We start from the raw sequence: 25,053 nt of genomic DNA on the forward strand, positions 1-25,053 counted from the left end.
AGACTTCTCCCATGCGCATTGTGGTTCTGGCAGGCGGCATCGGCGGTGCCCGGTTCCTGCGCGGTCTGAAGCGGGCCGCGCCGGAGGCGGACATCACCGTCATCGGCAACACCGGGGACGACATCCACCTCTTCGGTCTGAAGGTCTGTCCCGACCTCGACACGGTGATGTACACCCTCGGCGGCGGCATCAACGAGGAGCAGGGCTGGGGGCGGGCCGAGGAGACCTTCCATCTCAAGGAGGAGCTGGCCGCGTACGGCGCCGGGCCGAGCTGGTTCGGGCTCGGCGACCGGGACTTCGCCACGCACATCGTGCGGACCCAGATGATCGCCGCGGGCTTTCCGCTCAGCGCGGTCACCGAGGCGCTGTGCGACCGCTGGCAGCCGGGCGTGAAGCTCATCCCGATGACCGACGACCGCGTGGAGACGCACGTGGCCGTCGAGATCGACGGCGAGCGCAAGGCCGTCCACTTCCAGGAGTACTGGGTGCGGCTGCGGGCCTCCGTGCCCGCCGAGGCCGTGGTGCCGGTCGGCGCCGAGCAGTCCAAGCCCGCGCCCGGCGTCCTCGAGGCCATCGCGGCGGCGGACGTCGTGCTGTTCCCGCCGTCCAACCCGGTCGTCTCGGTCGGCACGATCCTCGCCGTGCCGGGGGTGCGCGAGGCCATCGCCGAGGCGGGGGTCCCGGTGGTCGGCCTCTCCCCCATCGTCGGGGACGCGCCCGTGCGCGGGATGGCCGACAAGGTGCTCGCGGCGGTCGGCGTGGAGTCGACGGCCGCGGCGGTCGCCGAGCACTACGGCTCGGGGCTGCTCGACGGCTGGCTCGTCGACACCGTGGACGCGGGCGTGGTGGAGCGGGTCGAGACGGCCGGCATCCGCTGCCGCGCCGTCCCTCTGATGATGACCGACCTGGACGCGACGGCGGAGATGGCCCGCGCGGCCCTGGCGCTGGCGGAGGAGGTGCGGGCGGCGTGAGCGGCACGGGCGCGGTGACGGACAACGGCGGCCGCGGGAGCGGCCCGGGTCCCGCGGAGTACCGGGTGTGGGCGCCCTCAGGGATGCCCGAGGTGCGCGCCGGGGACGATCTCGCGAAGCTGATCGCCGCCGCCGAACCGGGTCTTGCCGACGGGGACGTCGTGCTGGTCACCTCGAAGATCGTGTCCAAGGCGGAGGGCCGGATCGTCGAGGCGGCCGACCGGGAGGCCGCGATCGACGCGGAGACCGTACGGGTCGTCGCCCGGCGCGGCACCCTGCGGATCGTCGAGAACCGGCAGGGGCTGATCATGGCCGCCGCGGGCGTCGACGCGTCCAACACCCCCGCCGGGACCGTCCTGTTGCTGCCCGTCGACCCCGACGCCTCCGCGCGCGCGATCCGCGACAGAGTGCGCGACGCCCTCGGCGTCCGGGTCGGTGTGGTGGTGACGGACACGTTCGGGCGGCCCTGGCGCTCGGGGCTCACCGACGTCGCCATCGGCGCCGCCGGGGTGCGCGTCCTCGACGACCTGCGCGGCGGCACGGACGCGTACGGCAACCCGCTCAGCGCGACGGTGGTGGCGACCGCCGACGAACTGGCCGCGGCGGGCGACCTCGTCAAGGGCAAGGCGGCCGGGCGGCCGGTCGCCGTGGTGCGCGGGCTGCCGCACGTCGTGACCGACGCCGGAGCCGACGCCGATGACGACGGCGCGCGGGCCATGGTGCGCGGCGCCCGCGACGACATGTTCCGGCTCGGCACCTCGGAGGCGGTCAGGCAGGCGGTGACCCAGCGCCGCACCGTGCGGGCGTTCACCGACGCGCCCGTCGACCCCGGCGCGGTACGGCGGGCGGTCGCCGCGGCCGTCACCGCGCCCGCGCCGCACCACACCACGCCGTGGCGGTTCGTGCTGCTGGAGTCCGAGGAGTCACGGACCCGGCTGCTCGACGCGATGCGCGACGCCTGGATCGCCGACCTGCGGCGGGACGGCAGGTCCGAGGAGTCCATCGCCAAGCGGGTGCGGCGCGGGGACGTGCTGCGGGCCGCGCCCTACCTGGTCGTGCCCTGTCTGGTGACGGACGGCGCGCACCGCTACGGCGACGCCCGGCGGGACGCGGCCGAGCGGGAGATGTTCGTCGTCGCCGCGGGCGCCGGGGTGCAGAACCTCCTCGTCGCGCTGGCCGGGGAGCGGCTGGGGTCGGCGTGGGTGTCGTCGACGATGTTCTGCCGGGACGTGGTCAGGGAGGTGCTGGGGCTGGCGGCGGAGTGGGACCCGATGGGCGCGGTCGCCGTGGGCCACCCCGCGGAGGAACCGCGGCCGAGGCCCGCACGGGACGCGGGGAGTTTCATCGAGGTGCGGTGAACGGCGGCACGGCCCGGCGCGAGGTGTCCGGTGAGGACCGGGCGCCGGGCGCCGAGTGGCACGCGGTGTCCGGGGCGGGCCGGGTTTTCGGGGCGGACCCGGCTCCCGGAGCAAACCGGGTTCCCGGAGCAAACCCGGTTCCCGGAGCGGAGCAAGCTCCCGGTCGGGGAGAGTTCCATGTCCGGGAGAGTTCCACGTCCGGGAGAGTTCCACGTCCGGGAGAGTTCCACGTCCGGGAGAGTTCCACGTCCGGGAGAGTTCCACGTCCGGGGCGGTTCCGGATCGAGGACCGCTCAGGATCGAAGGCCGCTCCGGATCGAAGCGTGCTCGGGATCGAAGGCCGCTCCGGATCGAAGCGTGCTCAGGGCTGCTGGCCGCCGCACATCGCGGGGCGTTTAAGCTCGTAGGGGCGGTTTTCGGCTACCGGTTTTCGGCTACCTCAGGACTTTCGTTGGCGGGACGTTTCGCTCCACGGACCACGCGTACCGACGTGCGCGTGCCGTCCGGTGTGCCCCGGCAGGATGCCGCCGGTGCCGCGCGGGTGCGGGTCGTGGTGCCCGGCGGGCCCGTCGATCTGGGGCTCGTGCTCGGGCCGCTGCGGCGCGGGCCCTGGGATCCCACCTACCGGGCGCTGCCCGACGGATCGGTGTGGCGGGCCAGTCTGACGCCCGCGGGACCCGGCACCCTGCGCGTCACCGCCTCCGCCTGCGCGACCGCCGTGCGCGGCGAGGCGTGGGGGCCGGGCGCCGACTGGCTGCTGGAGCGGCTGCCCGATCTGGTCGGCTGCGCCGACGACCCCGCCGCCTTCGTGCCGCGTCACCGCGCCGTCGCGCTCGCCCGGCATCTGCGGCCCGGGTTGCGGCTGACCAGGACCGGTCTCGTGCTGGAGTCGCTGATCCCGTCGGTGCTCGAACAGAAGGTCACCGCCGACGAGGCGTACCGGGCCTGGCGGCTGCTGGTGCGGAAGTTCGGGGAGCCCGCGCCGGGACCCGCCGCCGGTGGCCGGCTCTGGGTGATGCCCTCGCCCCGCGCGTGGGCGCTGATCCCGTCCTGGGAGTGGCATCGGGCCGGGGTCGACGACAAGCGGGCCGCCACCGTGCTGCGGGCGGTGCGGGTGGCCGCGCGGCTTGAGGAGTCGGTGGGGATGACGCCCGAGGCGGCCCGTGCCCGCCTCGAGGTGGTGTCGGGGATCGGCCCGTGGACGTCGGCGGAGACCGTGCAGCGCAGCCATGGCGCCGCGGACGCGGTGACCGTGGGGGACCTGCATCTGCCGGGGATCGTCGGGTGGGTGCTCGCGGGGGACCGGGACGCGGACGACGAGGTGATGCTGTCGCTGCTGGAGCCGTACGCCGGGCAGCGGCACCGGGCCGCCCGGTTGGTGCTGCTCAGCGGGAACGGCCCTGCGCGGCGGGCGCCTCGGATGTACCGGACCGACATCGGACGGTTGTGACGCGGGGGCGCCGGAGGGTGTTCCCGCCCCCGCCGCCCCGCCCGTCCTGTCCCCGGGGGCACGCGCCCCCGGGTCCTCGCTTCCCGCCCGACGGCCTCGTCCTCGAACCCCGGACGGGTCCGGCCGCCGACCGCCCTACCGGTCCGGCGAGAAGGACCGCTCTACCGGTCCGACGAGAACGACCGCCCACCGGTCCGACGCGAAGCCGACCGCCCTACTGGTCCGACGAGAAGCGGACCGCTCCCGCCGGGATCCTCGCGTCGCACCACACCCGTACGCCGTCCCGGAGTTCGTTGTCGGCGCCGACGATCGCGCCGTCGCCGATGACCGTGCCGGTGAGGACGGAGCGCCGGCCCACCCGGGCCCTGGTACCGATCAGGGAGTCGGTGACCACCGCGCCGGGTTCGATGACGGCGCCGGGCAGGATCGTCGAGCCGAAGACGCGGGCGCCCTCCGCGACGAACGCGCCCTCGCCGACCACCGTGCCGCCGGTGAGTTTGGCGTCGGGGGCGACGGTGGCGGTCGGCAGGACCAGGCGGTCCCCGCAGCGGCCGGGGACCGCGGGCGACGGGGCGCGCCCCATGACCAGGTCGGCCGAGCCGCGCACGAAGGCGGCCGGGGTGCCGAGGTCGAGCCAGTAGGTGGAGTCGACCATGCCCTGGAGGTGGGCGCCGGCCGACAGCAGGTCGGGGAAGGTCTCGCGTTCCACCGAGACCGGCCGGCCGGCCGGGATGGTGTCGATCACCGATCTGCGGAAGACGTACGCGCCCGCGTTGATCTGGTCGGTGACGATCTCCTCCGGCGTCTGGGGCTTCTCCAGGAACGCCAGGACGCGGCCGGTCGGGTCGGTGGGGACCAGCCCGTAGGCGCGCGGGTCGGTCACCCTCGTGAGGTGCAGGGAGACGTCCGCGCCGGTCGTCGCGTGGGTGTCGACGAGCCGTCGGATGTCGAGGCCGGTGAGGATGTCGCCGTTGAAGATCAGGACCGGGTCCTCGGGGCCCGAGTGCAGGCGCGAGGCGACGTTGCGGATGGCGCCGCCGGTGCCGAGGGGTTCCTCCTCGGTGACGTACTCGATGTGCAGGCCGAGCGCCGAGCCGTCGCCGAAGTGGGGTTCGAAGACCTCCGCGAGATAGGAGGTGGCCAGCACGATGTGTTCGACGCCCGCCGCTCTCGCTCTCGCCAGCTGGTGGGTGAGGAACGGCACCCCGGCCGCCCGGACCATGGGCTTCGGCGTGTGCACCGTGAGCGGGCGCAACCGGGTGCCCTTGCCGCCGACCAGGAGGATCGCTTCTGTCACCTGTCGTCTCTGCTTCCTGCCGGGACCGGCCGAACTGTCTTTCGGCCGGCCAGTGTATGCAGACCGTTGTGCGGCGGCTTAGACGGCGGGAGAGGCTCCGCGGTTCAGCGGCCCTGGTAGCGGGCCGCCGTCGTGCGGGTGGTGCCGAGCCTGCTGTAGAGCTGCCCCCCGGGGCAGTCCGTGGCGAAGCCGTCACGGTGGCCGGAGATCACGTTCAGTCGTACGTTCTTACCTTTTCGGTAGAGATTGCCACCGCCGGACTTCAGATATGTCTTGCCCCGCGGATTGGCACCGTAGAGGCCGAGCTTCCACGCGGTGAGGCGGGCGAGCGCGGTCACGGCGGCGGCCGGCGGCTTGGCCGAGCCGAAGCTGCCGAGGACGGCGATCCCGGTGCTGTTGGAGTTGAAGCCCAGGGTGTGGGCGCCCAGGACGGCCTTGCCCACTCCGCCGGCGCGGCCCTCGTAGATGCCTCCGCACTTGTCGATGAGGAAGTTGTAGCCGATGTCCCGCCACCGCAGGCTCTTGACGTGGTAGCGGTAGATCCCGCGGATGACGGACGCGGACTGCGCACAGGTGTACCCGTTGCCGGTGGCCGTGTGGTGGACGAACGCGGCCTTCACGGTCGTCGTGTAGACGAACTTCCGTTCGCGCAGCTTCTCGTCGGCGCCCCAGCCGCGCCGGGTGACGATCCGCGGGCGGTCGCCGATGTGGGGCTTGGCGCGCTGATCGTCCGTCAGTTCGGTGCCGCGCAGGGTGACCAGTTCGCGTTCGGTCGCCGTGCGGCCGAGGGCGGGGATCTCGGTCGCGCCGGCCGGGGCGAGGTCGGCGTTGGCGACGGCCGCCTCGGTGGCCTCAGCCGACTCGGCCGCCCCCGGGGTGCCCGCGGCGCGGGAGGCGGGGTCGGGCGGCGCGTCGCCCGGGTCGACGAGTTCCAGGCGCAGACCCTCGGGCAGCGGGGCCCGCGGGCGGACGGCGCGGGCGGTCTCCTCGGTGCGGTCGGCCGGTTCGGCGCTGACCCTGGCCTCGACGGCGTCGGAGTCGCCGACCCAGAGCGGGGCCGTCGCGCCGCGCACCCGGCCGGTGGCGCGTTCGGCGGAGTCGGGGTCGGCCGCGTCGTCGTTGTGGGTCTCCACGTCCCGCCAGTCGGACCAGGTACCGGTGCCGGTCGACCGGGAGCGGACCTGGACCTCGCCGTGCAGGGCGGTGTCGGGGTCGTCCCAGACCACGCCGACCATCGAGAAGCGGGCCACCTCGCGGCGGGTCACGCCCTGGTCGGCGGCGGGGCCGAGGGTGCGGTCGGCGGTCGGTCCGGTGGCGAGGGGGGTCAGCGGGAGGGACTGGGTGGAGCCGGGCAGGTCGGGTCCGGCCGTCCCGGTCGCTCTGCCGGTCGCTGGGGCCACCGGTGCCGCGGTCGCGGGCGGGGTCAGCGGAAGGGCGAGAGCCACCGCGCAGGTGACGCCGATGGAGGAAGCAAGGAATCCACGCATGCCCCTGATCTTGAACATAGTCAGACATATATGTCCATACGGGAACTGACGGGCCGTCGACTCGCCCTCCGCCGTACTCCCCCGGGATTCCCCCGAACCGGTGGCCCCGCCCCGGCCGCGCACGGCTCGCCGCGCGTACCCTTGCCCGGGTGAACGCCACTGATCGCACCCCTGCCGACCTGCTGCGTTCCGCGCTCGCCGCGGACCCGGGACGCCCCCTGGTGACCTTCTACGACGACGCCACGGGCGAGCGCGTGGAATTGTCCGTGGCCACCTTCGCCAATTGGGTGGCCAAGACAGCCAACCTCCTCCAGGGCGACCTGGCCGCCCAGCCGGGCGACCGGGTCGCGCTGCTGCTGCCCGCGCACTGGCAGACGGCGGTCTGGCTGCTGGCGTGCGCGTCGGTGGGCACGGTCGCGGACGTGGGCGGCAACCCCGCGGCGGCCGACGTGGTGGTGAGCGGCCCCGACACGCTGGACGCGGCGCGGGCCTGCCGGGGCGAGCGGATCGCGCTCGCGCTGCGGCCGCTGGGCGGCCGGTTCCCGCAGCGGCCGGAGGGGTTCGCCGACTACGCCGTCGAGGTGCCGGGGCAGGGCGACCGGTTCGCGCCGTTCGCGCCCGTCGACCCGGAGGAGCCCGCGCTGATCGTGGCCGGACGGGAGTTCTCGGCGGCCGAGGTCGTGGAACGGGCCCGCGCCGAGACCACGGAGGCCGGGACCCGGGTCCTGTCCGGGCTGCCGTACGACACCTGGGACGGCCTGGTGGCGGGCCTGTTCGGTCCGCTCGCCACGGGCGGTTCGGTGATCCTGTGCCGGAACCTGGCCGAGCTGGACGAGGACGCGCTGGCCCGCCGCGTGGAGTCCGAGAAGGCGACGGCCCTGCGGCGCTGACCGACCGGCCCGGCACCGGGCGCCACGCCCCCGCCCCTCCCCGATCGCCTCCCTCTCACCCGTCCGGCGCAGCAGCGGCGGCCCCCCGCGCCGGTTCGGGAGAAGGTCGGGAGAGTGCACGCGCCAGACGATCGGGGGGCAGCGGACGTGACCGACAGCGCGGGGTCCCGGCGGACGGGGGCGGTCGCGAGCGGCTGGGGAGCGGGACGGCGGCGGCGACGGCGGTGGATCTGGGCCGGCGCGGTCGCGGCGGCCGTCGCCGCGATCGGCGCGGGCGGCGCCGGGTGGGCCGCGTACGTGACGTTGAGCGGGAACATCACGCCGGACGAGGCAGCCGCCGCCGAACTCGCGCGGTACGCCGGGGAGCGGCCCCCCTCACTCGTCAAGGGCGCGCGCAACGTCCTGCTCATCGGGTCCGACTCGCGCGCGGGGCGCGGCAACGCGCGCTACGGGCGCGACTCGGGCACCGAGCGCTCCGACACCACGATCCTGCTCCACCTGGCGGCCGGGCGGCGCAGCGCCACCGCCGTCTCGCTGCCCCGCGACCTGATGGTGGACGTGCCCGCGTGCAGGCGCCGGGACGGCAGCAGGTCGGAGCCGGAGTTCACGATGTTCAACTCGGCGTTCGCGACGGGCGGTTCGGCCTGCACCATCCGGACCGTCGAGAGACTGACGGACATCAGGGTCGACCATCACGTGGTCATCGACTTCCAGGGTTTCCAGAAGATGGTGGACGCGGTCGACGGCGTCCGGCTCTGCCTGCCCGAGCCGATCCACGACAGCGCGGCCGGACTGCGGCTGCCCGCGGGGAAGGTGACGCTCGACGGTGCGCGGGCGCTGGGCTATGTGCGGGCCCGCAAGTCCCTGGGCGACGGCAGCGACACCGAGCGCATGGACCGCCAACAGCGGTTCCTGGGCGCGCTGGTGAACAAGGTGCAGAGCAACGGCGTCCTCCTCAACCCGGCGAAGCTGTATCCGGTGCTGGACGCGGCCACCTCGTCGCTCACCACCGACCCGGGGCTCGCGAGCCTGCGCGGGCTGTACGACCTCGTCCGCGATCTGCATGACATCCCCACCGAACAGGTACGCTTTCTGACGGTCCCGAGGGAGGCGTACGTGGACGACGACAACCGCGACCAACTCGTGGAGTCCGAGGCGCGGAAACTCTTCGAACGGCTGCGCAGGGACGCCCCGGTGACCGTCGTGAGGAAAGCGCCACAATCGGCTTCGGATTCGCACGAGAAGTCCGGTCAGGATTCGTATACGCAATCGGACGACTACGATGAGTACCGGGGAGATGACGGGAAGCCCCGCGGAAAAGGGCCCGGTGCGGCCTCGGATCCCGTTTCTCCGGCGCCGACGTTCCGTGGAAACACGGCCGCGGAAGACGTCTGCGGGTAAAGCGATCGCCAAGCCGATCAGCGACCGTTCCTAAAAAGTCCAAGGAAATGGGCGGATTGCCCACTTGTAGGGATGAAGAATTTGTCACCGGCGTCGCTCGACGCCGAACTGGCCGGATAGTGTGAGCGATCCGGTGCACCCGGCAGCTTGGGACCGTCCTTGCGTCGCGCACTGAGAGACCGAGACCCGAGCGCCTTTGTAGGGGGAAGGCGCCGCGTGGCCCAGACGGAGGATTCGGACGACCGTGGACGCGCAAGGCCGTGGGCGGGCGGACAACATCGATCCCGCAGACCAATGGGTGCTCAATCCGGACACCGGCGAATACGAACTGCGACTGACTCCTTCCGCACCGCAGTCGGCGGTGCCTGGACCCCGCAGAGGCGCCTCACGCGGCAAGGGCGACGCGACGGCGGGCAAGCGGTCGGCACCTCCCCGGCAGGCCCCGGGCCGTGACGTCCCCGGGCCGCGGCGGCGCGGCGCCCCCGCGCCCGAGGAGCCGGCGGCGGGCCGGCGCGGCAGGCGGCCGGCGAAGAAGAAGCCGAAGGCGAAGAAGGTCCTGCTGTGGACCGGCGGCGCGATGGCGTTCGTCCTGGTGGCGGGGGCGGGCGGCGCCTACCTCTACATCAAGCACCTCAACGACAACATCACCGCCGTCTCCGACGACGGCGCGAGCACCGGTGGCTTCCAGAAGGACAAGGCCATCAACATCCTGCTGATCGGCACGGACAAGCGGACCGGCGCGGGCAACGAGGGCTACGGCGACTCGGGCAGCGTCGGGCACGCCGACACCACGATCCTGCTGCACGTCTCCAAGGACCGTTCGAACGCGACCGCGTTGAGCATCCCGCGCGACCTGATCGTGGACGTCCCCGACTGCCCGACCGAGCAGGAGGACGGCACCACGAAGGTCATCCCGGGCGACAGCGGTGTCCGCTTCAACACCAGCCTCGGCCAGGACGACCGGACGCCGAGCTGCACCATGCGCACGGTCACCGAGCTGACCGGCGTCAAGCCCGACAACTTCATGGTCGCCGACTTCAACGCCGTCAAGACGCTGACCACGGCGGTCGACGGCGTCGAGGTCTGCCTCGGCAAGGACATCGACGACGCCGACTCGCACCTGAAGCTGAAGAAGGGCATGCAGCACATCTCAGGCGAGAACGCGCTGGCTTTCGTCAGGACCCGGCACTCGGTCGGCTTCGGCGGCGACCTCAGCCGGATCGCGCTGCAGCAGCAGTTCCTCAGCGCCCTGATGCGGAAGCTGAAGTCGAACGACACGCTCACCGACCCGACGAAGATGATCAAGCTGGCGGAGGCGGGCACCAAGGCGCTCACCGTCGACTCCCAGCTCGACAGCATCAGCAAACTGAAGGACCTCGGCCTCGAGTTGGGCAAGCTCAACGTCAAGAACCTGACGTTCACCACGGTTCCGGTGATCGACAACCCGGCGGAGAAGGTCAAGGCGACCGTCGTCCTCAAGGCGACGGCCCCCGCGGTCTTCAGCGCCATCAAGAACGACGTCTCGTTCACCGAGGTCGAGAAGAAGAAAAAGCAGCAGAAGAAGGACGCGGACGCCGCCAAGCTCAAGGGCACCAAGGCCGACGCCTCCGAGGTCCGGGTCCGCATCCTCAACGGCGGCGCGGAGCCGGGCAGCGCCCAGGAGACCCTCCAGTGGCTCCAGAACGACGAGGGCGTCCTGAAGTCGGAGAACGCGGGCAACGCGCCCGACAACCTGGCCAGGACGACCCTGGAGTACGCCCCCGACCAGGCCGACCAGGCCCGCCGGCTGGCCGACATCATGGGTCTTTCGGGCTCGGCGCTGAAGCCGGGCGAGAGCGTGCGGAACTCCCAGGGCCTGCCCGCGATGACCCTGACCCTCGGCAAGGACTTCGAGGGCGCGGGCGTCCCCCTCACCGCCCCGACCACGGCGCCGGACGTCGACAAGACGACCGCGGACAAGGTCGAGTGCGCCAAGTAGCAGTGATCCAGTGATCCCTGGAGGCCTGCCGTACGTCTGACAGGACGTACGGCAGGCCTTTCAGTGGCTCGGTATGCCCCGGCCCGCCGCCCTTCGCGGCGGTGCGGGCCGGGGAACGGGGAGGGACGGGGAGATGACGGGGAACGGCGTGCGGGAAGACGGCCCGCTCCAGGAGAGCCGGTGGGTCAGGGGCGCGGCGGCGCCGGGAGGCGCGGGCGGCGCGCCCGCGGGCGGCGACGGCGCGGGCCCCGCGACGCGCGGAACGCCGCGCGGACCGCGGCGCGGGCGCCGGGCGCTCAAGGGCGCGGCGACGGCCCTCTCGGTGCTGATCCTCGGCACCGCGGGAGCCGGGTACCTCTACTACGAGCACCTCAACGGCAACATCCAGAAGGGCGAGCGCAGCAGCGGCGACGCCAAGGCGCGGCGCGCCGGCGCCAACGCGGCCGGGCAGCGCCCGATGAACATCCTGCTGATCGGCTCCGACAGCCGTAACTCGGCGGCCAACGTGCGGCTGGGCGGCAGCAGGTCGAGCCGGGGCAACCCGCCGCTCGGCGACGTGCAGATGCTGATCCACCTGTCCGCGGACCGCAAGAGCGCCTCCATGGTGAGCATCCCGCGCGACACCCGCGTCGACATACCCGCGTGCAAGGACCCCGACAGCGGGCGCTCCTACCCGGCGACCAACGCGATCATCAACGAGTCGCTGGCCCGCGGCGGGGCCGGCTGCACGCTCGCCACCTGGGAGAACCTCACCGGGGTGTACATCGACCACTGGATGACGATCGACTTCGCCGGCGTGGTGAAGATGGCCGACGCGATCGGCGGCGTCGAGGTGTGCGTCAACCAGAACGTGTGGGACCGCCCGCTGCCCGGGGTACCGGGCGGCTCGGGGCTGAAGCTGACCGCGGGCACCAAGAAGGTCAAGGGCGAGCAGGCGCTTCAGTGGCTGCGCACCCGGCACGCGTGGGGCAGCGACCCGCTGCGGGCCCGCGCCCAGCACATGTACCTGAACTCGATGATCCGCACCCTCAAGGGGCAGAACGTGTTCACCGACTCGGGCCGGCTGACGGGCCTGGCGGAGGCGGCGACGAAGTCCCTGACGGTGTCCTCGGAGATCGGCACCGTCAAGAAGCTGTACGACCTCGGCACACAGCTGAAGACCGTGCCGACGGACCGCATCACGATGACGACGATGCCGGCGATCACCGACCCGCAGGACATCGACCATCTGCTGCCCGACGGCGCCCGCGCGGAGAAGATGTGGTCGATGCTCCGTGACGACGTGCCCTTCGACGACAAGGGCGGGGCGTCCGGCACGGCGAAGAAGCCGGCCGCACCGGCGCGGGCCACGAAGGAGCCGTCCACCTCGCGGGACGGGATCGGGGTCGTCGTCCAGAACGCCACCAGGTCCGCCACGCTCGCCCCGGTCACCGGGCGCGCGGGCACCGTCGCGCGGGCGCTGGCGGGCAAGGGGTTCACCCGGGCCGGGACGGACACCACCGCCGGGCTCGCCGAGGAGCGGACCGTGGTGCGCTACCCGAGCGCCGAACTGGAGGGCGACGCCCAGGAGGTGGCCGGGGCGCTCGGGGTGCCGCTCGGCTCGGTGAAGCGGTCGGCCGACGTCTCGGCGGTCACCGTCGTGGTGGGCTCCGACTGGCGCGGCGGGACGTCGTACCCGAAGCAGTCCGCGCCGTCGGCGGGTGACCTTCCGGACAACGCCGACGCCATCAACGGCTCCGACTCCGCGCAGTGCATGGACGTGTACCAGCCGTACCGATGGTGATACCGGGCAGATGGCAGGTAACCCATTGGGGTGTTCGCGCGTCTGACTTGGCGCGGGGAAGCCCGATTCAGGCGCAGGGGTGGAGGCAGGGAGTTGGCGCAAAGTGTGCGCGGTGAGGTTCCCGCGGTCGAGGAGAAGTCCCTCGGATCGCGGGAACCGGCGGAGCCGGCGGACCAGGACGGTGGCAGAGGCGCGGACGGAGACGGAGGGCAGGATCTCGGAAGACGTCGCAGACGGCGTGCGCTGCGCTGGTCGGCGATGGTGCTCGCGGTGGTGATATCGGGGACGGCGGGCGCCGGATACCTCTACTACCGCCATCTGAACGCGAACATCAAGAAGGACCCGCTCAACATCGGTGCCCCCAGGGACCGGGCGACCAAGGTCAGGGCGAACGCGGCGGGGCAGACGCCGTTGAACATCCTGCTGATCGGGTCCGACGCGCGGAACTCCAAGGAGAACCAGAAGCTCGGCGGTGCCAAGGACACGTACAACACCGCCCCGCGCGCGGACGTCCAGATGCTGCTGCACGTCTCGGCGGACCGCACCAACATCTCGGCCGTGAGCATGCCCCGCGACACCCTCCTCGACCTGCCGCAGTGCACGGACCCGGAGACCGGTGACGTGTACGAGGCCCGCTCGAACACCATCACCAACGACTCGCTGGGGCGCGGCGGTCCGGGGTGCACGGTGGCGACCTGGGAGAAGCTCACCGACATCCACATCGACCACTTCATGATGATCGACTTCGCGGGTGTGGTGTCGATGGCGGACGCGGTCGGCGGGGTGCCGGTGTGCGTGGACGCCAACATCCACTCCAAGTCGTCGGACGGCCACGGCTCGGGTCTGAAGCTGAAGAAGGGCACGACGTCGGTGAAGGGCGTGCAGGCCCTGGAGTGGCTGCGCACCCGCTACGGCTTCGAGGACAACACCGACATCGCGCGGGCCAAGGCGCAGCACCAGTACATGAACTCGATGGTGCGCGAGCTGCGTGCCAACGCCACCCTGAGCAACCCGAACAAGCTGCGCACGCTCGCCGAGACGGCCACCCGGGCGCTGACCGTGGACGAGGGGCTCGGCACGGTGGCGAAGCTGTACGACCTGAGCAAGGAGCTGCGGAAGGTCCCGACGGACCGCATCACCATGACGACGATGCCGTGGCAGTACTCGACGACGAGCCCCGGCCGGGTGGTGCCGAGGCCGGGCGACGCGGCGAAGCTGTTCCGGCTGGTGCGCGAGGACATCGCGCTGGACGGCAAGGACGGGACCGACACCCAAGACTCCTCGGACTCCCCAGACGCCGCGGACGCCGCGGACTCGGCTTCGGCGGCCGACCGGGCGGCGGCCGACGACCGGATCGCCGTGCGGGTGGAGAACGGCACCCGGGACAGCGCCAGGGCCGCCGTCGAGGGGCGCGCGGACGCGGTCGCCGACCTGCTCGTCGGCAAGGGGTTCGCCAAGGCCGTCGCGGACCCGTCGGCGGTCGACGGCGAGAAGACGACGGTGGTGCGCTACCCGAGCGCCGAGCTGAAGGGTGACGCGCGCCGGGTGGCCGAGGCGCTCGGGGTGCCGCTCGGCTCGGTGAAGCGGTCGACGGACGTGTCCGGGGTGACGCTGGTGGTCGGCGCCGACTGGCGCTCGGGGACCGCGTACAAGGCGGCGAAGGACGACGACGACTCGACGCCCGACACCGCGGAGGCGATCAACGGCTCCGACGAGAAGCAGTGCATGCACGTCAACCCGAACTACACGTACTAGTCCGGGTCGGGCGTGCGGCGGGAGGGGCTCGCGGGACTCAGTCGGTGACGAGGACCGCGGGGCGGCGGGACGCGATGACCTTCCTGGCCAGCGACTTGGGGCTGGTCAGAAAGCCCCAGCCCCAGCACATGTGCATGGTGGCGAGGGCGAGCGGGATGCGCAGCCGGGCCCCGGCGGGCAGGCCCTTGCCCGCGGGGAGCGAGCCGGCGACGATCGCGGCGAGGTAGCCGCCGGGGACCACCAGGCCCCACGGGGTGACCAGGGCGCCGACCAGCAGGCCCGCCGCGATGGCCAGCACGGCCGTCGGCGGGGCGAGGTAGCGCAGGTTGATGGAGCCCTCGTGGTAGCGGGCGACGACGTGCCGCCAGCGGCCGTAGTCCTTGTACTGCTTGGCGAGGGCCCGCACGCTCGGCCGGGGCCGGTAGGAGACCCGCAGTTCGGGCGAGAACCAGATCAGGCCGCCGGCCTCGCGGATGCGGAAGTTCAGCTCCCAGTCCTGGGCGCGGATGAACTCCTCGTTGTAGCCGCCCTGCCGCTCCAGCGCCTCGCGCCGGAAGACGCCGAGGTAGACCGTCTCGGCCTCGCCCGCCGCGCCGCCGGTGTGGAAGGCCGCGTTGCCGACGCCGATCTTGGAGGTCATGGCGGCGGCGACGGCGTGCTCCCAGTCGTTCTCGCCCTCGGCGTGCATGATGCCGCCGACGTTCTGCGCGCCGGTCTCCGCCAGCAGCCTGACGGCCGTCGCGATGTAGTTCGGCGAGAGCACGCCGTGGCCGTCGACCCGCACCACGACCGGGTGCCGGGAGGCCTTGATCGCCGCGTTCAGGGCGGCCGGGGTGCGGCCCGTCGGGTTGGGCACGGTGTGCACGCGCGGGTCCTCGCGGACCAGTTCGGCGGCGATCTCGTCGGTGCGGTCCGTGGACGGGCCGAGGGCGATCACCACCTCCATCGCACCGGCGTACTCCTGGGCGAGGATGGCCAGCACGGCCGTGCGCAGGTGCCGTTCCTCGTTGAGGACGGGCATGATCACGGAGACGGCGGGCGAGCGCATGTCGGCGTTGGCGTTCATCGGTGCTCACGTTACCGCGAACGGGGGACACGGTACGCCCCGCCGGGTGCGGTGCACCGGTCCGCAGATCGTATCGGCCTACGGTGCTCACGGATCCCGCGTACGGCCGTCGCCCGGAGGTGTCCCCTTGCCCACGCCGCCCCGGTCCGCCGCTCCCGTCCGGCCGCAGCGCCGCCCGCAGCCGCCCCGCCCGCCCCGGTCGGGTCCGCCGCGGCCGGCGGTGCGACGGCGCAGGCCGCGCTGGGCCGGGCGGGTGGTGACGACGCTCTCGGTGGTGGTGCTCGCCTCGGCCGGCATCGGGCACGCGGTGGTCACCAGCCTCGGCTCGGACATCGGCCGGGTCGACCCGTTCAAGGACATGAAGAACCGCCCCCGGGCCGGCCACGGCATGAACGTGCTGCTGGTCGGCACCGACGGCCGGGACAAGATCACCGAGCAGGAGCGGCAGGCTTTCCGGCTCGGCGGGGCGCCCTGCCACTGCACCGACACGATGATGATCGTGCACATCTCGCAGGACCGGGAGCGGGCCAGCGTGGTGAGCCTGCCGCGGGACTCGTTCGCGATGACGCCCGAACACACCGACGAGACGACGGGTCAGCACCACAAGGGCCACCCCATCAAGATCAACGCGGCGTACGCGGAGGGCGGACCCCAGCTGACCGTGCGGACCGTCGAGGACATGACGCACGTGAAGATCGACCACTATCTGGAGGTCGACTTCGCGAGCTTCATGAGGACGGTCGACGTCCTCGGCGGCGTCCGGATCTGCACCAGCGAGCCCCTCAAGGACTCCTACACCGGCCTCGACCTGCCCGCGGGCACCCACACCCTGAAGGGCGGCCAGGCGCTCCAGTACGTCCGTTCCCGGCATGTCGACGGCGCTTCGGACCTGGGCCGGATGAAGCGTCAGCAGCGGTTCCTCGCCGCGCTGATCGAGCAGGCCACCTCCTCGGGGGTGCTGCTGAACCCGCTGCGGTTCCGGGACGTGACCCGGGCGGTGCTCGGCTCGGTCCGGGCCGACCAGGGCTTCGGCACCGACCAGTTGCTCGACCTGGGGCGGGCGATGCGGAACTTCTCGCCGTCGTCGTCGGAGTTCACGACCGTGCCGATCGGGGAGATGTCGTACCCCGTCAAGGGCATCGGCTCGACCCTGAAGTGGGACACCGTCAAGGCCGACCGGCTGTTCCGGGCGCTGCGCGAGGACAAGCCGCTGACCGAGCACCGGCCGGGGCAGCCGCAGCCGCAGGCGCGGGTGGAGGTGGCGCCGCAGCAGATCCGGGTCCAGGTGGAGAACGGGACGGCGACGGCGGGCCTCGGCAGGCGGGTGGACGCGGCGCTGGCCGCGAGCGGGTTCAGGACCACCGGCGCCCCGACCGACGCGGCCGACCGCACGGCCACCCGCACGGTCGTCTCCTACGACCCGCGCTGGGACCGCTCGGCGAAGTCCGTGGCCGCCGCCCTGCCCGGCAGCGAGCTGCGCCAGGTCGCGGGCCTCGGCCCGACCCTGAAGGTCACCGCGGGGACGGACTTCCGTGAGGTGCGCGGGGTGCGCGCCCAGGAGCCGTACCAGGGCGCCTTCGAGGCGGCGAGCGGCGACCGCGTGGTGTGCGGGAAGCAGACCTGACCGGAGCGGGTCAGTCGCTGGTGACGGTGACCTTCTGGTCGTTGTTCAACTCGTCGACCAGCGTCTTCACCTTGGCCTTGTCCCAGACGAGGTTGCCGCCGGTGGAGCCGGAGATCGGCATGTTCATCGAGGTGCCGTCGCCGCCGCTGACGCCCTTCATCGCCCAGAACATCGACGCCAGGTCCCAGAGCGACATGTCCTTGTCGACGGTGAGGGAGTCGAGGCCCGCGCCGAGCGTCGGGTAGAGCTTGAAGGGGTTGAGGACCGTCGAGGGGGTGGCCACCTGGTGGGCCAGCGCGGACAGGAACTTCTGCTGGTTCTTGGTGCGCTGGAGGTCGGAGGCGGCGAAGGCGTGCCGGGTGCGGACGAAGGCGAGGGCCTGCTGGCCGTCGAGGGTCTGCTTGCCCGCCTGGAAGTCGGCGCCCGAGTACTTGTCCTTGAACGCCTTGTCGATCTCGATGTCGACGCCGCCGACCGCGTCCACGATGTTCGCGAAGCCGGCGAAGCCGATCTCCACGTAGTGGTCGATGTGCAGGCCGGTGTTGTACTCGACGGTGCGCACCAGGAGGGTCGGGCCGTCGAAGGCGTAGGCGGCGTTCAGCTTGTTCGGGCCGAGCGGGCCCTTGACCTTGCCGGACTCCGAGCCCTTGAAGGTGGGGATGGTGACGTTGGAGTCGCGGGGCAGCGAGATGAGCGTGTCGCCGCTGCCGCCGACGTGCAGGATCATCATCGAGTCGGTGCGCTGGCCCTCGGCCGAGCCGGTGTGCAGCTTCTTCTTGTCCTCGTCGGACATGCCCGCGCGGCTGTCGGAGCCGACGATCAGGTAGTTGGTGCCCTCGCCCGCCTCGGGGCGGTCGATGACCTTCGAGAGGTCGACGTCCCGGTGGAGCTTGGAGTCGGCCCAGAAGTAGGTGCCGACGGTCGTCACGACCAGCACGGCGACGACGGTGGCCGCCGTCCACTTGATGCGCCGGCGCCAGTCGGGCCGGGGTGCCCCGCCGCCGGGGCCGCGTCCGCCGGGGCCGCCGCCACCGGGACCGCCGTAGACCTGGCCGGTGTTGTAGCCGCCGTCCTGGTAGCCGCCCTGCCCGTAGCCGCCCTGGCCCTGGCCGTCGCCGTACGACGGCTGCTGCGGCACCCCGCCGTAGGGGGGCGCGGCGGGGCGGGGGGCGCCGTGTCCGCCCGCGTCGGGGCGGCGGACCTGGCGCATGACGCGAGGGCCCTCCGGCTGTGCGCTCGCGCTGCCGCCGCCGCGCTGGTTGCGGCGGTTCTGGTCGGACCATGCATCGGGCCATTCGCTCATGGCATCAGTGTGCAGGCAGCCGCTGTGCCTCTTACAAGGGTCGTCGGAAAATCAGGTCACGGCTGTTGCCAAGCCGACACAAATTTCTTGGACACGCGTTCGGCATAAGGTGGAGTCCATGACAGAACAGGCCTCCGGCGCGGACCCGGACACACCGGAGATCCCCGGCAAGCCCACCTCGGCGTCCCGCACCACGCTCAGCCACATCATGACCCACGCCGACACCAACCTGCTGGGGACCGTGCACGGCGGCGTGATCATGAAGCTGGTCGACGACGCGGCGGGCGCGGTCGCGGGACGGCACAGCGGCGGTCCCGCCGTCACCGCGTCCATGGACGAGATGGCGTTCCTCGAACCGGTCAGGGTCGGCGACCTGGTCCATGTGAAGGCACAGGTGAACTGGACCGGGCGGACCTCGATGGAGGTCGGGGTGCGGGTGCTGGCCGAACGCTGGAACGAGTCCACGCCCGCCACCCAGGTCGGCTCCGCGTACCTGGTCTTCGCGGCCGTCGACGCGGACGGCAAGCCGCGCCGGGTGCCACCGGTGGTCCCGGAGACCGAACGCGACGAGCGGCGCCGCCAGGAGGCCCAGATCCGCCGCACCCACCGGCTGGCCCGCCGCCGGGCGATCACGGAACTGCGCGAGCAGCGCGCGGCCGAGGGCCTGGACGCCTGACCGCCCGAACACGAAGGCCCCCGCGGACGGCGCCGGACCGGCGGCCGGTCAGCGGGGGCCGTCCGCAGCGGCCGTTCGCAGGGGCCGTTCGCGGGTTACGGCAGGTTCCGCGCCATGACGATGCGCTGGACCTGGTTGGTGCCCTCGTAGATCTGGGTGATCTTGGCGTCCCGCATCATCCGCTCCACCGGGTAGTCGCGGGTGTAGCCGTAACCGCCGAGGAGTTGGACGGCGTCCGTGGTGACCTCCATCGCGGTGTCCGAGGCGAAGCACTTCGCGGCCGCGCCCAGGTACGTGAGGTCGCCGTCGCCGCGTTCCGAGGCGGCCGCCGCCTGGTAGGTCAGGGCGCGGGCGGCCGAGATCTTCATCGCCATGTCGGCGAGCATGAACTGGATGCCCTGGAAGTCGGCGATCGGCTTGCCGAACTGCTTGCGCTCCTGGACGTAGCCCTTGGCGTAGTCGAGGGCGCCCTGGGCGATGCCGAGGGCCTGCGCGGCGATGGTGATGCGGGTGTGGTCGAGGGTCTTCATCGCGGTGGCGAAGCCGGTGCCCTCGGCGCCGATCATGCGGTCGGCGGGGACGCGGACCTGGTCGAGGTAGACCTCGCGGGTCGGGGAGCCCTTGATGCCGAGCTTCTTCTCCGGGGCGCCGAAGGAGACGCCCTCGTCGTCCTTCTCCACCACGAACGCCGAGATGCCCTTGGAGCGCTTCGTCGGGTCGGTCACCGCCATCACCGTGTAGTACTTCGACTCGCCCGCGTTGGTGATCCAGCGCTTCACGCCGTCGAGGACCCAGTGGTCGCCGTCGCGGACCGCCCTGGTCTTCATGCCGGCCGCGTCGGAGCCGGCGTCGGGCTCGGAGAGGCAGTAGGAGAACATGCCGTCGCCCTTGGCGAGGGGCGTCAGGTAGCGCTTCTTCAGCTCCTCGGAGCCGGAGAGGACCACCGGCAGCGAGCCCAGCTTGTTCACCGCGGGGATCAGGGAGGAGCTGGCGCAGACGCGGGCCACCTCCTCGATGACGATCACGGTGGCGAGGGCGTCGGCGCCACCGCCGCCGTACTCCTCGGGGACGTGCACCGCGTGCAGGTCGTTCCCCACCAGGGCGTCGTGCGCCTCCTGCGGGAAACGGGCCTCCTCGTCCACCGCGGCGGCGAACGGCGCGATCTTCGCCTCGGCCAGCGCGCGGACGGCGTCGCGGAGCATGTCGTGCTCCTCGGACGGGCGGTACAGGTCGAAGTCAGCCGATCCGGCCAAGGTCTCTCACGCTCCAAGGACGCTTGTGACGAGCTGTGGTGACAGTGCTAGTTACCGTTAAGTAACTCGAATTTTAGGCGGCCTCTCACGACAGCGGTACGTGAGCTTGGCGACAGCGGGAAAAGTGCCCGGCGAAAGGCCTTCCCATGCCCCGGCTATGCTCGGGCACCGCAGCAGCCGCCCCACCCGTCTGGAGCATCGATGAGCCTGAAGATCAGTGTGATCGGCACCGGTTATCTCGGCGCCACGCACGCCGCGGCCATGGCCGAACTCGGCTTCGAGGTGCTCGGGCTCGACGTCGTCGCGGAGAAGATCGACAAGCTCAGGCGGGGCGAGGTCCCGATGTACGAACCCGGGCTTGAGGAGCTGCTGCGCAAGCACGTCGCGGGCATCCCCGGCTCCACCGGGCGGCTGCGGTTCACCATGGACTTCGCCGAGGCCGCCGACTTCGGCGACGTGCACTTCGTCTGCGTGAACACCCCGCAGCGGCACGGCGAGTACGCGGCCGACATGAGCTACGTCGACGCCGCGATCGCCTCCCTCGCCCCGCATCTGACCCGCCCCACGCTGGTCGTCGGCAAGTCCACGGTGCCGGTCGGCTCGGCCGACCGGCTCGCCGCCTACCTGGCCGCGCACGCGCCGGCCGGCGCGGACGTCGAGCTGGCCTGGAACCCGGAGTTCCTGCGCGAGGGCTTCGCCGTCGACGACACCCTGCACCCGGACCGGATCGTGACCGGGGTGCGCAGCGAGCGCGCGGAGCGGCTGCTGCGCGAGGTGTACGCGGCGCCGATCGCGGACGGCACGCCCTTCGTGGTGACGGACTTCCCGACCGCGGAACTGGTGAAGACCGCCGCGAACTCCTTCCTCGCCACCAAGATCTCCTTCATCAACGCGATGGCCGAGGTGTGCGAGGCGGCCGGCGGCGACGTCGCGAAGCTCGCCGAGGCGATCGGGTACGACGACCGGATCGGCCGGAAGTTCCTGCGGGCCGGCATCGGCTTCGGCGGCGGCTGCCTGCCCAAGGACATCAGGGCGTTCATGGCCCGCGCGGGCGAGCTGGGCGCCGACCAGGCGCTGACGTTCCTGCGCGAGATCGACTCGATCAACATGCGCCAGCGCGGCCAGATGGTGGAGCTGGCCCGGCAGGCGGTGGGCGGCGGCTCGTTCCTCGGCCGCCGGGTCGCGGTGCTCGGCGCCGCCTTCAAGCCCGACTCGGACGACGTGCGGGACTCCCCCGCGCTGAACGTGGCCGGGCAGATACACCTCCAGGGCGGCCAGGTGACGGTGTACGACCCGAAGGGCATGGACAACGCCCGGCGGATCTTCCCGACCCTCGGCTACGCGGACAGCGCCCTGGAGGCGGTGCGGGGCGCCGACGTCGTCCTGCATCTGACGGAGTGGCGGGAGTTCCGCGAGCTGGACCCGCAGGAGCTGGGGTCGGTGGCCGCGGCCCGGGTGATCCTCGACGGGCGCAACGCCCTCGACCCGCAGCTGTGGCGCAAGGCCGGCTGGACCTACCGCGCGATGGGCCGCCCGACGGCCTGAGCCGCCGCTGCGGCCGGGGGCGCCGTCGCCACGCACTGAGCCGCCGCTGCGGCCGAGGGCGCCGTGGGCCGGGCGACGCCGGTTCGGCCGAGGCTCAGTCGGCCGAACCGGCGTCTGACCGCATTCTGCCCCAGATGGCGCGGACGTGCCGGACGTCGGCCCAAGTGCCCCTGTCCGCGCGCTACTTGGCCCGGTAGCGGCGCATCTTCGCGCGCGCCCCGCACACCTGCATCGAGCACCAGCGGCCCCGCGCCGCCGGGCTGCGGTCGTAGTACGCCGCACGGCAGTCGGCGGCCTCGCACGCCTTCAGCCGCTGCCAGGTGCCCGCGACGAGCCCCTCGGCGACGGCGAGCGCGACCCGGGACAGCAGCGGGCCGCCGCCCGCAGGCGCGAGGGCAGCCGAGCCGTCACCGCCGTCGACGCTCACCCTGAGCGGCGCCCCGGCCAGCAGGGTGTCCAGGGGCGTGACCTCGGCGTGCGGCGGATGGCCCGCGTGGGCGAGCAGCGCGGCGCGCAGCGACTCGCGCAGGGCGCGGACGGCGGGCAGGTCGTCGGGGACGAGGCCGAAGCGGGCCAGGCCGTCCGCCGTGTCGAGCGCGTCGACGCCCGATTCGAGGGCCACGGTGTTCACCAGGGACTGGACCAGCGCGAGCCCTCCCGGTGCGGCCGATCTCCCAGTCATGGTTGCGACGTTACCTCCTGTGCGGGAGCATGGGGTAACCGTTACCGGCTCAGGCCGGTTACCAGTAACGTCCGTCACCGCTGCCGCTCCGAGGAGGAGTCATGGCTCTCGCCGCCCTGGGGTCCGTCGTCCTTGACTGCCCCGACCCGCACGCCCTCGCCGCCTTCTACGCCGAGGTGCTCGGCGGGACCGTGACGCCCGACGGCGACGACTGGGCCGACCTCGAACTGCCCGGCGGAGCCACCCTCGGCTTCCAGGCGGCCCCCGACCTCACCGCCCCCGCCTGGCCCGACCCACGGCGCCCCCAGCAGTTCCACCTGGACCTGACCGTCCCGGACCTGGACGCGGCGGAGGCGGGCGTGCTGGCCCTCGGCGCCCGGCCGCTGGACACCGAGGACAGGTCCCGCTCCTTCCGGGTCTACGCGGACCCGGCGGGGCACCCGTTCTGCCTCTGCGCCGGCTGACCGGAGGAGACCGCCATGACACCGTCGATCCGGCTGCGTTCCGTCGTCCTCGACTGCCCCGACGCCCGCGCGCTCGCCCGCTTCTACGCCGGCTTCGCGGGCGGCACGCCCGAGGACGCCGACCCCGAGTGGGTGGTGCTGCGCCTGCCCGACGGCCCCAGGATCTGCTTCCAGCGCGCGCCCGGCCACGTGCCGCCCCGCTGGCCCGGCGAGGGCCGTGACGAGCAGCAGTTCCACCTCGACTTCGACGCGGGCCCCACCTGGGAGGGGATCGAGGCGGCGGAACAGCGGGTGCTTGCCCTGGGCGCGCGCCCGCTGGCCCGGTGCGACGAGGAGGACTTCCGCGTCTACGCGGACCCCGCGGGGCACCCGTTCTGCCTCTGCCGGATCGACACGCCGTAGCGGGGGCGCCGCCGTCCACGCAGACGGGCCCTGCGCGCGGTCAGCCGTCGGTCTCCGCGAGGGTCGCCGTCGACGGCGGGCGGCGGAGTTGGGCGGCGCGGGCCGTGAAGTCCGCGCCGCGCAGCACCCGTTGGACGTTGCCCCAGGTCAGCAGCGCCACCTCGGTCTCAGGCCAGCCCCGGTCGAGGAGTTCGGCGACCAGGCGCGGATAGCCGGAGGCGTCGCCCAGCTCCCGGGGGTGGGCGGTGCCCGCGTCGTAGGTGCCGGAGAGCGCCACGGACTCCGGGCCCGCCACCCGGCGCACATGGTCGAGGTGGTCGGCGACGTCCCGCACGGTGGGTCCGGTCTGTTCGGCGGCGAGCGGCACCATGCACAGCCCCTTGGCCGCGCCCAGGGCGGCGAGCAGTTCGTCGGGGAGGTTGGCCGGGTGGGGGCGCAGCGCGCGGGCGGCGGAACGGGTGCACAGCACCGGCGCCTTGGAGGCGGCGAGCACCCGGCGGATCGTCGCCTCGGAGGCGCCGGACAGGTCGGCGAGGACGCCGAGCCGGTTCATCTCCCTGACCACCTCCTCGCCGAACCGGGTGAGCCCCGCGCCGCTCGCCCAGGAGGTGCCCGACAGGGTCAGCACGCGCAGGCCGAGGACGCGCAGGGACCGCAGGACGGCCAGCGAGTCGGCGAGGGCGGCGGCGCCCGCGGGTCCTGGCAGCACGGCGATCCGGCCGCAGGAGCGGGCGTCGCTGATCTCGCCCGCGGTGTCGGCGAGCCGCAGCCCCTCCGGGTGCGCCCGCACGACGGCCCGCAGCAGGTCGAGCCGTTCCAGGGTGGCGCTCATCGCCCGGTCCCCGGTGACCGCCTCGGGCAGGTGCAGCGACCAGAACAGCGCGCCGACCCGGCCCTCCCGCAGCCGGGGCACGTCCGTGTCGAGGGCGCTCTCCCCCGTCTCCAGGTCGTACCAGGGCAGCCCGCGCAGCGCCGACAGCAGTCCGCAGTAGCCGTCGGCCACGGGGTGCCCGGCGAGCAGGGCGCGGGCGCGGTCGAGACAGGGGGCGTCCCGGTCGCGGGCGGGCGGGGCGGGCGCGGGGGCGGGGAACGGTTCCGGCAGCTCGTCGGGCGCGCCGACCTCGGTCGTCGGGTGCAGTTCGTCCTGGAGGTCTGCCATACCGGGCTCCGTCCGTCGCGATGGCGGTACGGTCACCGTCGCACGGCGGCGGGGGCGCTTCCTGGTGGGTGGGGCGTTCGGGGGGTGTCCGGCTCAGCCGTCCCCGGCGGCCTCGATGACCCCGTCGAGGGTGTCCCGCGACAGGAGCAGCCCGGCGATGTCGCGGTCGATGCGCTCGCGCTCCGCGCACAGGTCGGCGACGAGGCGGGGGGTGGCGGTCGCGGCGGGGCCGCCGTCGGCATCCCGCAGGCACGGCAGGAGCTGGGCGATCGGGCCGCTGTGCAGCCCGGCGGCGAACAGTTCCTGGATGCGGATCACCCGGTCGACGGCCGCCTCCGGGTAGTCGCGGTGGCCGCCGGGTGTCCGGTCGGCGGCGAGCAGGCCCTTGCTCTCGTAGTAGCGCAGCGACCGCTCGCTCACCCCGGTGCGCCGGGCCAGTTCACCGATCCGCATCCGCAGGCCGCCTCACGCTCGTACTCGCAGGGGCCCTCAACGGTACGGGGAACGAC

At 72.9% G+C, this 25,053-nt stretch carries 21 protein-coding genes; 13 read left to right on the plus strand and 8 right to left on the minus strand.

Features of this window, described 5'->3' with window-relative positions:
• The first annotated feature begins 11 nt into the window (after positions 1 to 11).
• The 3 genes from cofD (at position 12) to DDJ31_RS15700 (ending at position 3,779) form a co-directional block, all read left to right on the plus strand.
• A complete protein-coding gene (gene cofD, locus DDJ31_RS15690; RefSeq protein WP_127179669.1) occupies positions 12 to 971 on the plus strand; it encodes a 2-phospho-L-lactate transferase in 960 nt (319 codons plus the stop codon).
• Between the two features lie 14 nt (positions 972 to 985).
• Positions 986 to 2,329 (plus strand): coenzyme F420-0:L-glutamate ligase, encoded by a 1,344-nt coding sequence (locus tag DDJ31_RS15695; RefSeq protein ID WP_127182771.1) that lies wholly within the window; start codon positions 986 to 988, stop codon positions 2,327 to 2,329.
• A 451-nt stretch (positions 2,330 to 2,780) separates the two neighbouring features.
• Positions 2,781 to 3,779 carry a DNA-3-methyladenine glycosylase family protein gene (locus tag DDJ31_RS15700; RefSeq protein ID WP_127179668.1) on the plus strand — a complete coding sequence of 333 codons (999 nt, stop codon included), beginning with the start codon at positions 2,781 to 2,783 and terminating at the stop codon, positions 3,777 to 3,779.
• A gap of 214 nt (positions 3,780 to 3,993) precedes the next feature.
• On the opposite strand, the gene DDJ31_RS15705 is transcribed toward DDJ31_RS15700, so the two are convergent.
• Both DDJ31_RS15705 and DDJ31_RS15710 read right to left on the minus strand, forming a co-directional pair.
• Entirely contained in the window at positions 3,994 to 5,076 is a 1,083-nt protein-coding gene (locus DDJ31_RS15705; RefSeq protein WP_127179667.1) for a sugar phosphate nucleotidyltransferase, read from the minus strand.
• Between the two features lie 104 nt (positions 5,077 to 5,180).
• Complete coding sequence (locus DDJ31_RS15710; protein ID WP_127179666.1) at positions 5,181 to 6,563, minus strand: peptidoglycan recognition protein family protein; 1,383 nt, start codon at positions 6,561 to 6,563, stop codon at positions 5,181 to 5,183.
• Positions 6,564 to 6,712: 149 nt separating this feature from the next.
• On the opposite strand from DDJ31_RS15710, the gene DDJ31_RS15715 reads away from it, so the two are divergent.
• The 5 genes from DDJ31_RS15715 to DDJ31_RS15735 all read left to right on the plus strand — a co-directional run bounded on the left by DDJ31_RS15715 (position 6,713) and on the right by DDJ31_RS15735 (position 14,370).
• A complete protein-coding gene (locus DDJ31_RS15715) occupies positions 6,713 to 7,453 on the plus strand; it encodes a TIGR03089 family protein (RefSeq protein WP_127179665.1) in 741 nt (246 codons plus the stop codon).
• Between the two features lie 147 nt (positions 7,454 to 7,600).
• Positions 7,601 to 8,854 carry an LCP family protein gene (locus DDJ31_RS15720; RefSeq protein WP_127179664.1) on the plus strand — a complete coding sequence of 418 codons (1,254 nt, stop codon included), beginning with the start codon at positions 7,601 to 7,603 and terminating at the stop codon, positions 8,852 to 8,854.
• Positions 8,855 to 9,098: 244 nt separating this feature from the next.
• On the plus strand, positions 9,099 to 10,832 hold the full coding sequence (locus tag DDJ31_RS15725) for an LCP family glycopolymer transferase (RefSeq protein WP_127179663.1): 1,734 nt from the start codon (positions 9,099 to 9,101) through the stop codon (positions 10,830 to 10,832).
• 133 nt (positions 10,833 to 10,965) lie between these two features.
• Complete coding sequence (locus DDJ31_RS15730) at positions 10,966 to 12,615, plus strand: LCP family protein (protein ID WP_127179662.1); 1,650 nt, start codon at positions 10,966 to 10,968, stop codon at positions 12,613 to 12,615.
• Between the two features lie 93 nt (positions 12,616 to 12,708).
• Positions 12,709 to 14,370, plus strand: coding sequence for an LCP family protein (locus DDJ31_RS15735; RefSeq protein ID WP_437184207.1), 1,662 nt, complete (start codon positions 12,709 to 12,711; stop codon positions 14,368 to 14,370).
• Positions 14,371 to 14,407: 37 nt separating this feature from the next.
• Here the strand turns inward: DDJ31_RS15735 and DDJ31_RS15740 are convergent, their stop codons facing one another.
• Positions 14,408 to 15,436, minus strand: coding sequence for a glycosyltransferase family 2 protein (locus DDJ31_RS15740; RefSeq protein ID WP_127179660.1), 1,029 nt, complete (start codon positions 15,434 to 15,436; stop codon positions 14,408 to 14,410).
• Positions 15,437 to 15,563: 127 nt separating this feature from the next.
• Between DDJ31_RS15740 and DDJ31_RS15745 the strand changes: the two genes are divergently transcribed.
• On the plus strand, positions 15,564 to 17,060 hold the full coding sequence (locus tag DDJ31_RS15745) for an LCP family protein (RefSeq protein WP_164784958.1): 1,497 nt from the start codon (positions 15,564 to 15,566) through the stop codon (positions 17,058 to 17,060).
• A 10-nt stretch (positions 17,061 to 17,070) separates the two neighbouring features.
• Here DDJ31_RS15745 and DDJ31_RS15750 read toward each other — a convergent pair whose 3' ends face one another.
• Positions 17,071 to 18,363: an LCP family protein gene (locus DDJ31_RS15750; RefSeq protein ID WP_127179659.1), complete on the minus strand. Its 1,293-nt coding sequence runs from the start codon at positions 18,361 to 18,363 to the stop codon at positions 17,071 to 17,073.
• A gap of 118 nt (positions 18,364 to 18,481) precedes the next feature.
• On the opposite strand from DDJ31_RS15750, the gene DDJ31_RS15755 reads away from it, so the two are divergent.
• Complete coding sequence (locus DDJ31_RS15755) at positions 18,482 to 19,039, plus strand: acyl-CoA thioesterase (RefSeq protein ID WP_127179658.1); 558 nt, start codon at positions 18,482 to 18,484, stop codon at positions 19,037 to 19,039.
• Positions 19,040 to 19,134: 95 nt separating this feature from the next.
• Here the strand turns inward: DDJ31_RS15755 and DDJ31_RS15760 are convergent, their stop codons facing one another.
• Entirely contained in the window at positions 19,135 to 20,292 is a 1,158-nt protein-coding gene (locus DDJ31_RS15760) for an acyl-CoA dehydrogenase family protein (RefSeq protein ID WP_127179657.1), read from the minus strand.
• Between the two features lie 201 nt (positions 20,293 to 20,493).
• Here DDJ31_RS15760 and DDJ31_RS15765 point away from each other — a divergent pair, with 201 nt between their 5' ends.
• Positions 20,494 to 21,837 carry a UDP-glucose dehydrogenase family protein gene (locus DDJ31_RS15765; protein ID WP_127179656.1) on the plus strand — a complete coding sequence of 448 codons (1,344 nt, stop codon included), beginning with the start codon at positions 20,494 to 20,496 and terminating at the stop codon, positions 21,835 to 21,837.
• A gap of 181 nt (positions 21,838 to 22,018) precedes the next feature.
• Here DDJ31_RS15765 and DDJ31_RS15770 read toward each other — a convergent pair whose 3' ends face one another.
• A complete protein-coding gene (locus tag DDJ31_RS15770) occupies positions 22,019 to 22,519 on the minus strand; it encodes a CGNR zinc finger domain-containing protein (protein ID WP_127179655.1) in 501 nt (166 codons plus the stop codon).
• Positions 22,520 to 22,620: 101 nt separating this feature from the next.
• Between DDJ31_RS15770 and DDJ31_RS15775 the strand changes: the two genes are divergently transcribed.
• The gene (locus tag DDJ31_RS15775; protein ID WP_127179654.1) at positions 22,621 to 22,983 is read left to right on the plus strand and encodes a VOC family protein; all 363 of its coding nucleotides are present in this window, start codon (positions 22,621 to 22,623) and stop codon (positions 22,981 to 22,983) included.
• A 15-nt stretch (positions 22,984 to 22,998) separates the two neighbouring features.
• Positions 22,999 to 23,385: a VOC family protein gene (locus DDJ31_RS15780; protein ID WP_127179653.1), complete on the plus strand. Its 387-nt coding sequence runs from the start codon at positions 22,999 to 23,001 to the stop codon at positions 23,383 to 23,385.
• A 40-nt stretch (positions 23,386 to 23,425) separates the two neighbouring features.
• Here the strand turns inward: DDJ31_RS15780 and DDJ31_RS15785 are convergent, their stop codons facing one another.
• Complete coding sequence (locus tag DDJ31_RS15785; RefSeq protein ID WP_127179652.1) at positions 23,426 to 24,544, minus strand: dipeptidase; 1,119 nt, start codon at positions 24,542 to 24,544, stop codon at positions 23,426 to 23,428.
• A 93-nt stretch (positions 24,545 to 24,637) separates the two neighbouring features.
• Entirely contained in the window at positions 24,638 to 24,997 is a 360-nt protein-coding gene (locus DDJ31_RS15790; RefSeq protein WP_127179651.1) for a MerR family transcriptional regulator, read from the minus strand.
• Positions 24,998 to 25,053: the final 56 nt, after the last annotated feature.

Origin of the sequence: Streptomyces griseoviridis (assembly GCF_005222485.1) — a bacterium.
In the GTDB taxonomy this organism is placed as follows: Bacteria; Actinomycetota; Actinomycetes; order Streptomycetales; family Streptomycetaceae; genus Streptomyces; species Streptomyces hintoniae.

Bases quoted from the DNA above. Each gene is read 5' to 3' on its own strand.
- DDJ31_RS15790 (WP_127179651.1), bottom strand. From the start codon at position 24,997: ATGCGGATCGGTGAACTGGCCCGGCGCACCGGGGTGAGCGAGCGGTCG.
- DDJ31_RS15775 (WP_127179654.1), top strand. From the start codon at position 22,621: ATGGCTCTCGCCGCCCTGGGGTCCGTCGTCCTTGACTGCCCCGACCCG.
- DDJ31_RS15785 (WP_127179652.1), bottom strand. From the start codon at position 24,544: ATGGCAGACCTCCAGGACGAACTGCACCCGACGACCGAGGTCGGCGCG.
- DDJ31_RS15780 (WP_127179653.1), top strand. From the start codon at position 22,999: ATGACACCGTCGATCCGGCTGCGTTCCGTCGTCCTCGACTGCCCCGAC.
- DDJ31_RS15755 (WP_127179658.1), top strand. From the start codon at position 18,482: ATGACAGAACAGGCCTCCGGCGCGGACCCGGACACACCGGAGATCCCC.
- DDJ31_RS15710 (WP_127179666.1), bottom strand. From the start codon at position 6,563: ATGCGTGGATTCCTTGCTTCCTCCATCGGCGTCACCTGCGCGGTGGCT.
- DDJ31_RS15765 (WP_127179656.1), top strand. From the start codon at position 20,494: ATGAGCCTGAAGATCAGTGTGATCGGCACCGGTTATCTCGGCGCCACG.
- cofD (WP_127179669.1), top strand. From the start codon at position 12: ATGCGCATTGTGGTTCTGGCAGGCGGCATCGGCGGTGCCCGGTTCCTG.
- DDJ31_RS15750 (WP_127179659.1), bottom strand. From the start codon at position 18,363: ATGAGCGAATGGCCCGATGCATGGTCCGACCAGAACCGCCGCAACCAG.
- DDJ31_RS15770 (WP_127179655.1), bottom strand. From the start codon at position 22,519: ATGACTGGGAGATCGGCCGCACCGGGAGGGCTCGCGCTGGTCCAGTCC.
- DDJ31_RS15730 (WP_127179662.1), top strand. From the start codon at position 10,966: ATGACGGGGAACGGCGTGCGGGAAGACGGCCCGCTCCAGGAGAGCCGG.
- DDJ31_RS15740 (WP_127179660.1), bottom strand. From the start codon at position 15,436: ATGAACGCCAACGCCGACATGCGCTCGCCCGCCGTCTCCGTGATCATG.